The following is an 8,671-nucleotide window of genomic DNA, read 5'->3' as shown; positions in this document are numbered from 1 at the left end:
CCTCCCACATTTGAACCGTGCGCGACAGTGAGAATGTTGTACCGCCCTCCTCCGAAATCGTGGGGGGGGTTTGGGGGGGCTTCGGCCCTTGACTGTTGGTTAAACATGGAGAGATCGGGATGGTTTTCTCGTCCAATGTGTTCCTGTTTCTGTTCTTGCCGATCTTTCTCGGCTTGTACTACTTGAGCGGGCAACGCTATCGCAATCTGCTGCTGCTGATTGCCAGCTACGTGTTCTACGCCTGGTGGCGAGTGGACTTCCTGGCGCTGTTCGCCGCTGTCACGCTGTGGAACTACTGGATCGGCCTCAAGGTCGGCGCGGCCGGCGTGCGCACCAAGCCGGCACAACGCTGGCTGCTGCTCGGCGTGGCGGTCGACCTGTGCATCCTCGGCTACTTCAAGTACGCCAACTTCGGCGTCGACAGCATCAACGTGATGATGAAGTCGGCGGGCCTGGAGCCGTTCATTCTCACCCACGTGCTGTTGCCGATCGGGATCTCGTTCTACATTTTCGAGTCCATCAGCTACATCATCGACGTGTACCGCGGCGATACCCCGGCCACCCGCAACCTGATCGACTTTGCGGCGTTCGTGGCGATTTTCCCGCACTTGATCGCCGGTCCCGTATTGCGTTTTCGCGACCTGGCCGACCAGTTCAACAACCGCACCCACACCCTGGATAAATTCTCCGAGGGCTGCACGCGGTTCATGCAGGGTTTCATCAAGAAAGTCTTTATCGCCGACACCCTGGCGGTGGTGGCCGACCATTGCTTTGCCCTGCAAAACCCGACCACCGGCGACGCCTGGCTCGGCGCGCTGGCCTACACCGCGCAGCTGTACTTCGACTTCTCCGGCTACAGCGACATGGCCATCGGGCTGGGCTTGATGATGGGTTTCCGCTTCATGGAAAACTTCAAGCAGCCGTACATCAGCCAGTCGATCACCGAGTTCTGGCGCCGCTGGCACATCAGCCTGTCAACCTGGCTGCGTGACTACCTGTACATCACCCTGGGCGGCAACCGTAAGGGCACGCTGACCACCTACCGCAACCTGTTCCTGACCATGCTGCTCGGTGGCCTGTGGCACGGTGCGAACATCACCTACATCGTGTGGGGCGCCTGGCACGGCATGTGGCTGGCGATTGAAAAAGCCATCGGCCTGAACACCGCACCGCGCAGCTTCAACGTGGTGCGCTGGGCCTTCACCTTCCTGCTGGTGGTGATGGGCTGGGTAATCTTCCGCGCAGAAAACCTGCACGTCGCCGGGCGTATGTACGGCGCGATGTTCAGCTTTGGCGAGTGGTCGCTGTCGGAACTCAACCGCGCCAACCTCACCGGCCTGCAAGTGGCAACCCTGGTGGTGGCGTATGCAACCTTGGCGTTCTTTGGCCTGCGCGACTTCTACACCAACCGCCCTGCCGAGAAGACCCAGCCGGCCGATCCGAGCCTGATCAAGGCGGTGCCGGGCGACAACCCCGGCAGCATCCACGAGCCTGGTTTCAGCGTAGGCCGTGACGCCGCCGTGCAACCGGCCTACTGGACCGCTGACTGGCCACGTTACGCCATGCGCACTGCGGTGCTGCTGCTGTTCGTGGCGTCGATTCTCAAACTGTCGGCGCAGAGTTTCTCGCCGTTCCTTTACTTCCAATTCTGAGGGAGCCGACCATGACCCGTTCATTACGCGTCCTCTATATCAGCCTGTTCATGGCGCTGCTGCTGGTCCTGGGCGCCTGGTCGCTGCGCAGTTTCTTCGGCTTCAGCACCAACGCCGATGCGACCGTGCTCAACGGTCGCTGGACCAAGGCCGTCGAGACGCACTACGACGACGAGTTTCCGATCAAGCGCCTGGGCACCAATCTGTGGGCAGCGCTGGACTACAAGCTGTTCAACGAAGGTCGCCCTGGCGTGGTGCTGGGCCGCGATCACTGGTTGTACAGCGACGAGGAATTCAACCCCGCCGTCAACGAAGACCAGAACCTGCAAGGCAACTACGCGCTGGTCGAAGGCGTACGCCAGAAGCTCAAGGCCCAGGGTATCCAACTGGTGATGGCGATCGTGCCGGCCAAGGTACGCCTGTACCCGGAACACCTGGGTGAGGTGAAACCGGCAAGCATCCACGCCAACCTGTACCAGGACTTCCACGCCCGCGTGGCGGCAGACAAGATCCCTGCCCCGGACCTGCTCGGCCCGCTGCAACAAGCCAAGCTCGCCGGCAAGCAAGTGTTCCTGCGCACCGACACTCACTGGACACCGGACGGTGCGGAAATCGCCGCCAAGCAATTGGCCAAGGCGATTGCCGACAAGACGCCACTGAGCGGCGAGCCACAGCGCTTTGTCACCGAAGCGGAAAAAATCGAGCCGCATAAAGGCGACCTGCGTCTGTTCCTGCCGCTGGATCCACTGTTCGAAAACCTGATGCCACCTAAAGAGCCATTGGAAAAACGCGTCACGCACCTGGCCGAAGAGAAAGGCGACGACGCGCTGTTCAGCGACAGCGAAACCCCGGTGGCCCTGGTCGGTACCAGCTACAGCGCCAACCCCAACTGGAACTTTGTCGGCGCCCTCAAGCAAGCCCTGGGCAGCGACGTGGTCAGCTACGCCGAAGACGGCCACGGTCCGATCCTGCCGATGCTCAGCTACCTCAAAAGTGACGACTTCAAGAACAGCCCGCCACAGGTGCTGATCTGGGAGTTCCCTGAACGCTATCTGCCCATCAACAACGAAATCGGCGATGCCGACCCCGCGTGGGTTGCGCAGCTTAAACAAGCCGGTTCGCGCCAACAAAACATGGCAATCAATACCCCAGTTAAAAACCAGAAACCCGAGACGCCCGACCGGGCGCAAAACTGAAAGAGAGGTAACTCACATGACTTTCACTACTACTCCTCGTCGTCTCGCCAAGACCCTGGCCATCGCTGCCGGCTTGAGCTTTGTATCGATGTCTGCCTTCGCCGCCGGTGACGCCGCCTTGTACGGCCCCGTGGCACCGAAAGGTTCAAGCTTCGTGCGTATCTACAACGCCAGCAACCAGGAAGTCAGCGCCACCGTCGGCAGCACCAACCTCAGCGACGTTGCGCCACTGGCCAGCAGCGACTTCAGCTTCATGCCGGGCGGTGACTACAGCGCCAAGGTCGGCAGCCAGACCGTGCCGGTCAAGCTCGCCGCCGACCACTACTACACCCTGGTCAACAGCGGCAGCGGCCAGCCCCAGCTGATCGAAGAACCGCCGTTCAAGAACAAGCAGAAATCCCTGGTGCGCGTGCAGAACCTCAGCGACAAGGCCCTGACCCTGAAAACCGCAGACGGCAAGACCGATGTGGTCAAGTCGGTGGCGGCCAAGGGCCGTGGCGAGCGTGAAATCAACCCGGTGAAAGTGAGCCTGGCGTTGTATGACGGTGACAAGAAAGTCGGCGATGTGAAGCCGGTTGCGTTGGAACGTGGTGAAGCGGCGGTGCTGTACGTCACCGGCTCCGGTTCGAGCCTGTCGCCTGTCTGGGTCAAGCGCCCAGTGTCGACCCGCTGATTGCGTGAGTAATGAGCGACAAGCTTCAAGCTGCAAGTGAAGAGCTGTTACTTGCAGCTTGTGGCTTGCAGCTCCCAACTATCTTTAGGAGAAACCCCCATGATCCCAGTAATCCTTTCCGGTGGTAGCGGCTCACGTCTTTGGCCGCTTTCGCGCAAACAGTTCCCCAAGCAGTTCCTGGCCCTGACCGGTGAGCACACGTTGTTCCAGCAAACCCTGGAACGCCTGGTATTCGAAGGCATGGACAGCCCGATTGTGGTCTGCAACAAGGATCACCGTTTCATCGTCAACGAGCAGTTGAGCGCGCGTAAGCTCGAATGCCAACGCATCCTGATGGAGCCCTTCGGCCGCAACACCGCGCCGGCCGTGGCCCTGACTGCGATGATGCTGGTCAACGAAGGCCGCGACGAGTTGATGCTGGTGCTGCCCGCCGACCACGTGATCGATGACCAGAAAGCCCTGCAACGCGCCCTGGCCCTGGCCACCGTAGCCGCCGAGCGTGGCGAGATGGTGCTGTTCGGTGTACCGGCGACCCGTCCGGAAACCGGCTATGGCTACATCAAGTCCACCAACGATTCGCTGCTGCCCGAAGGCGTGAGCCGTGTGCAGCAGTTCGTGGAAAAACCCGATGAAAAACGCGCCGTCGAGTTCGTCAAAAGCGGCGGTTACTTCTGGAACAGCGGCATGTTCCTGTTCCGTGCCAGCCGCTTCCTCGAAGAACTGAAAAAGCATGACCCGGATATCTACGACACCTGCGTACTGACCCTGGAACGCAGCGAGCAGACCGCCGACACCGTGACCTTCGACGATGCCACCTTCGCCTGCTGCCCGGACAATTCCATCGACTACGCCGTAATGGAAAAAACCCAGCGCGCCTGCGTGGTACCGCTGAGCGCCGGCTGGAGCGACGTGGGTTGCTGGGCCTCGCTGTGGGCGGTCAACGATAAAGACGCCAACGGCAACGTGAGCAAAGGCGACGTGGTGATCCAGGACAGCCGCAACTGCATGGTGCACGGCAACGGCAAGCTGGTGTCGGTGATCGGCCTGGACAACATCGTCGTGGTGGAAACCAAGGACGCGATGATGATTGCTCACAAGGACAAGGTTCAAGGCGTCAAGCAGATGGTCAACACCCTCAACGAACAGGGCCGCAGCGAAACCCAGAACCACTGCGAGGTCTATCGTCCGTGGGGCTCCTACGACTCGGTGGACATGGGCGGTCGCTTCCAGGTCAAGCACATCTCGGTCAAGCCGGGCGCGTGCCTGTCCCTGCAAATGCACCACCACCGCGCCGAACACTGGATCGTGGTCAGCGGCACCGCCGAAGTCACCTGTGACGATAACGTGTTCCTGCTCTGCGAAAACCAGTCCACCTACATCCCGATCGCTTCGGTGCACCGCCTGCGCAACCCGGGCAAGATCCCGCTGGAGATCATCGAAGTGCAATCGGGCAGCTACCTGGGCGAAGACGATATCGAGCGGTTCGAAGATATCTACGGCCGCTCGACGCCGATTGAGCGTGGCGTGTCGGTGAAAACTATCGCGCAGTAAAACAGTCGTACAAGAAGCCCTCGCCCAGCCCATTGCGTCCCCTATCCGCAGTGGGTTGGGTGGGGGCTTTTTGTTTGGGATTTGCGCTGGCTGTGGGGGCGCCATTGGGAGCAACTGTCTTGATGGCTTTTATTAAAAGAGCGTCTTCCCGTGAGAAATGATCCGGTTCATCGGGACTGAATTTTCGTCTGGGTATTTCAAGGGGATATGAAATTCTGTCTCAACGTAAAAAATATGTGGATTTTGTGTGGGGTGTACGGTTAGGCCAGAGGTGTTCACCTCATAGTAGTGGGTCATCTTATCCAGCGTATTGCCATGCTTACGCCGGCCGAAAATGGTTTTGGACGTCTCTTGGACGCTCTGATCGGTGGGCGCCAAGTCTGTAAAGTAGTGTCGCCCCTGTGTTCGCGGCAGTTGCTTTCCATCCAACGTCCTGCTGGAAGGCGCCAGACTCCGATCAGCGAGAATGCTGGCATGGCTGTCTTTTCCGGTGTAGTGATAGAACACGTTTTTTCCTTTGACGGGCGGTTCCAGCGTTGCTTTTTCGCCGGGGAACTTCCCGGGCAGCCTGAGCCTTTTGTTATCCAATGGCGGGCGCACGCCGGAGCTCGATGAGCCTGCAGCGTCAGCGTTTTGTTCGATGACACGCTTGCGCCCTCGCATCAAAAGTTCGTCGCCAGGCGCCCCTCCGAACATTCTATTCAAACGCCACTCGCCGTTGTTTGCCGGGCTGAGGAACGCCACGGTTTTGCGGCTATGCGGATCAATGACGCGAACATGCTCTCCGGCTTTATAAACAGGGCTGATTTCAAAGATCCTGGGCGTGCCCGTGCCATCGGTATAACGAATATAGAACTGGTCTGCGACTTGATACGTGCCATCGCCACGCATGGCTCGCCCGCTGAGCAAGCTGTCGGGCAGTGCATGGGCGCTGAGGTCGGGCAATGGCGCAGACGTGGCGCCTGGCGCAGGGGGTACAAGACTGCCGCGGATACCCGCGGAGCTGCTCGGCGCCGGCGGTTGCACCACGGGTCGCAGAAGCGGCTTGCCACTGCGTTTGACAGCGCTCGCCCCCTTGCCGATACGCGAATAGATTGTGCTCAGCAGCCTTGAATTTTTAAGCGTACTGAAAGCGCCACGGACCGGTAAACGGGCAAGACTTGCAAGCCTGCGCAAGGCCGATGCGCCCTTGCCAAGCACAGGAAGCAAGTCCATAAACGTCACGGCCACCTCAAGGCCGAACGCGAATTTGTTCTTGTACGACTTTAAATCCACCTCCAAATTGCTAACCGAACGAGCGTCGGCCAGGGCCCTCGTCAACCGCCCCAGCTGTGTGTACATGACATCCTGGAAGTTGCCTTGCATAGGTTTGAGATAGGCGTGGCTCGATCGCTCCTCGTGACTCATCAGTCGCTCCAAGCGCCGCTGAGACTGGCCTTTAAGATCCTCAACTGCCTTAGTCAGGCCATTGGGGTCAACCGGGTCTTTGCGAGACTTGACATACGTTTCCCACTCGGGCTTGGCCAACAGTTCTTCCAGCGCCGCTTGGTCGATGACTTCGCGAAAGGCTCTGCCATCGGGCGCATCGGGCGTAAACAGCACCAGCGATTTATTATAATTATTGCCGATGGCCATGACCCCCTGCAGCCGCTGGCCAAGAGAACTCACCGTATGGGTTGTAACAGTCCTGCCATCTACCTGGGGGCGGGTGGCAGGGTCCGGATGATCAAGTACCGCCATCAGCCAGCTGATGCCATTGGAACCCGGCAGGAACGCATCGGGGTCGAACTGTGCGAGGTAGGCCTGGGTATTCATGCTATCGGCCAGGTTGGCCTTCCATGCCGAACGCAGTTCTCCCGCGCCCCCCGTCACCGCTTCCGGATCCATGCGCTCATCGAGCAGTCTGAGATAGTTGCCGCCCACGTCCAGACGGCACAGTGCTTTAAGCTCATCGGTATGGAGATAAAAAGGCTTGCCATCTGCCCCCATCACGGGCTTGCCCGCGCTGTCGAACAACCGGGCTGTCATCCTGACTTCGCTGTACATGGAGCTTTTGGCCTCAGGCCATTCCGTCGGGTTCCTCAGGGCCAATTCAACCAATGAAACATCGGGATCGGTCTTGATAGTGCGCTGCTGCTGAGGGGTTGGCCTGCCCGTATGAACAATACTGGAGGTGGACACCAGCACCTTGGTCAAGGAGGGATCGATATCCAGCGTGGGGTATCTTTCCTTGAGTACCGCGCTCAACTTTTGTTGGGCGTATTCGTGCAGCGAGGGGATCTCCTCCAACAGCGGTACAAGCGTGTCGAGGCTTTGCTGCTCGGCCTGGTCCAGGCTTTCAAACGCACTCAGACTGTCTGCACTAAGGTTCTTCAGCCAATGGGGCTGCTGTTGTTCATTGAGCTTTTCCAGGCGCGCCAGCATTGCGTGATAACCCGTGAACGGCTCCGACCAATCGCTCGCCTGGTTCAGGGCTTCGGCCACCTCAGGTGCGTTGAGCTGCTCGATACTCGTCAGCGGCTTGTCGGCGCCGAACAAGCGTGCCAGCCTCGCCTTCACCTCGGCGGCCTGACTCGCCAGCAACTGCGTCATCGCTTCGGCCTGCACATCGCCGGTGCCTGGCGAGAAACTGAAAGCCAGGTCGTCCCCCTGCAGCGTCTGGCGCCGTTGCCGGGCCTCCCACGGCAAACTCTGCTCCAACTGTTGCGCGCGCGGCTCGTCATCGTCCAAACGTTGCGCCAGGGCTGCGCGGGCTTGCGCCGGGGTCTGGAACTCTTCGAAACCCTCTCCCGGCGTGTAGAGCACCACCGGACCATTGAGGTCATTGGCCGCGATACGTCTGCTGCCGTCCGGCCAATGAGGCGCTTGGGCCGAGGAGCCGTCCCTAGCGGTGATCATGAAGGCCCCGGCCAGCGACGCACCATTGGGCGTGCCGTCATCGATCGTGAGGGGGTAAACCCCCGGCCGGGCACCGGCCGGGAACGCCGCTTCACGGTCAGCCAGAGTTGGATAGCGCAGTGCCTTATCGATGAGCGCTTTACTCTCGGCACTCAACGTACCGTCGGCCACGCGAAGGTTTGCCTGGGTGGAAAGCATCTTCCGGTGTTCGCTCTGCAATTGTTGCAGTGGGGTGTGCCGAGGAGCCGGTTCATACTCTGTAGGTTGTTTGGTCGTCCAGTATTGCTGGACCACCTTGTTGAACTCGTTGGCGATTTGCTCCAGATCGGGCGTAGTGCCCGGTGTCAACGCATACTGCTGCAAGAACTTTTCGAAACTGGGCTGTCTGTCGCGAAGCTGCTGGATCATGACGTCGATTCGACGGTGATCGTTGAAAAATACATCGCTGGCAGATCGACGGAAGGAGGCTTGGGAACCGCTGGAAGTGGTGCCATTAGCGCTTGTCTGTTGCACATGCGCGCCTTTCTGGCCGTGAGAAGACGGCGCCGAATCGAGAAGAGTCTGGGAGAAAGGGTGAATGAGGCTTAACGGGAGAGTTAACACGTTCAATTGGACCTTTAAATAAGAGGGCAATCCTTAATCCGCAGGATCATGCGTTGCGCTCCATCGCTTTATCTCTGGTGGTTTTGTTGGAGGCGCAG

5 protein-coding genes are annotated in these 8,671 nt (G+C 59.6%); 4 read left to right on the top strand and 1 reads right to left on the bottom strand.

Translation table 11 applies throughout. The features are described 5' to 3' along the window. Nucleotides 1-119: 119 nt before the first annotated feature. The 4 genes from JWR98_RS16930 (at nucleotide 120) to JWR98_RS16915 (ending at nucleotide 5,072) form a co-directional block, all read left to right on the top strand. Nucleotides 120-1,652 (top strand): MBOAT family O-acyltransferase, encoded by a 1,533-nt coding sequence (locus tag JWR98_RS16930; RefSeq protein ID WP_205490603.1) that lies wholly within the window; start codon nucleotides 120-122, stop codon nucleotides 1,650-1,652. 11 nt (nucleotides 1,653-1,663) lie between these two features. Further along, on the top strand, nucleotides 1,664-2,848 hold the full coding sequence (locus tag JWR98_RS16925) for an alginate O-acetyltransferase (protein ID WP_078731644.1): 1,185 nt from the start codon (nucleotides 1,664-1,666) through the stop codon (nucleotides 2,846-2,848). A gap of 16 nt (nucleotides 2,849-2,864) precedes the next feature. Beyond that, entirely contained in the window at nucleotides 2,865-3,521 is a 657-nt protein-coding gene (locus tag JWR98_RS16920) for an alginate O-acetyltransferase AlgF (RefSeq protein ID WP_078731643.1), read from the top strand. A 99-nt stretch (nucleotides 3,522-3,620) separates the two neighbouring features. Next, the gene (locus JWR98_RS16915) at nucleotides 3,621-5,072 is read left to right on the top strand and encodes a mannose-1-phosphate guanylyltransferase/mannose-6-phosphate isomerase (RefSeq protein ID WP_078731642.1); all 1,452 of its coding nucleotides are present in this window, start codon (nucleotides 3,621-3,623) and stop codon (nucleotides 5,070-5,072) included. Between the two features lie 132 nt (nucleotides 5,073-5,204). Here the strand turns inward: JWR98_RS16915 and JWR98_RS16910 are convergent, their stop codons facing one another. Further along, a complete protein-coding gene (locus JWR98_RS16910; RefSeq protein ID WP_205490599.1) occupies nucleotides 5,205-8,483 on the bottom strand; it encodes a dermonecrotic toxin domain-containing protein in 3,279 nt (1,092 codons plus the stop codon). Nucleotides 8,484-8,671 lie beyond the last annotated feature (188 nt).

The organism is Pseudomonas lactucae, assembly GCF_016937615.1.
In the GTDB taxonomy this organism is placed as follows: Bacteria; Pseudomonadota; Gammaproteobacteria; order Pseudomonadales; family Pseudomonadaceae; genus Aquipseudomonas; species Aquipseudomonas lactucae.
This window is presented reverse-complemented; position numbering and strand designations above follow the sequence as displayed.

What these genes read in the sequence shown, in the direction of transcription:
- JWR98_RS16915 (WP_078731642.1), top strand. Translation starts at nt 3,621, where the DNA reads ATGATCCCAGTAATCCTTTCCGGTGGTAGCGGCTCACGTCTTTGGCCG.
- JWR98_RS16925 (WP_078731644.1), top strand. Translation starts at nt 1,664, where the DNA reads ATGACCCGTTCATTACGCGTCCTCTATATCAGCCTGTTCATGGCGCTG.
- JWR98_RS16920 (WP_078731643.1), top strand. Translation starts at nt 2,865, where the DNA reads ATGACTTTCACTACTACTCCTCGTCGTCTCGCCAAGACCCTGGCCATC.
- JWR98_RS16930 (WP_205490603.1), top strand. Translation starts at nt 120, where the DNA reads ATGGTTTTCTCGTCCAATGTGTTCCTGTTTCTGTTCTTGCCGATCTTT.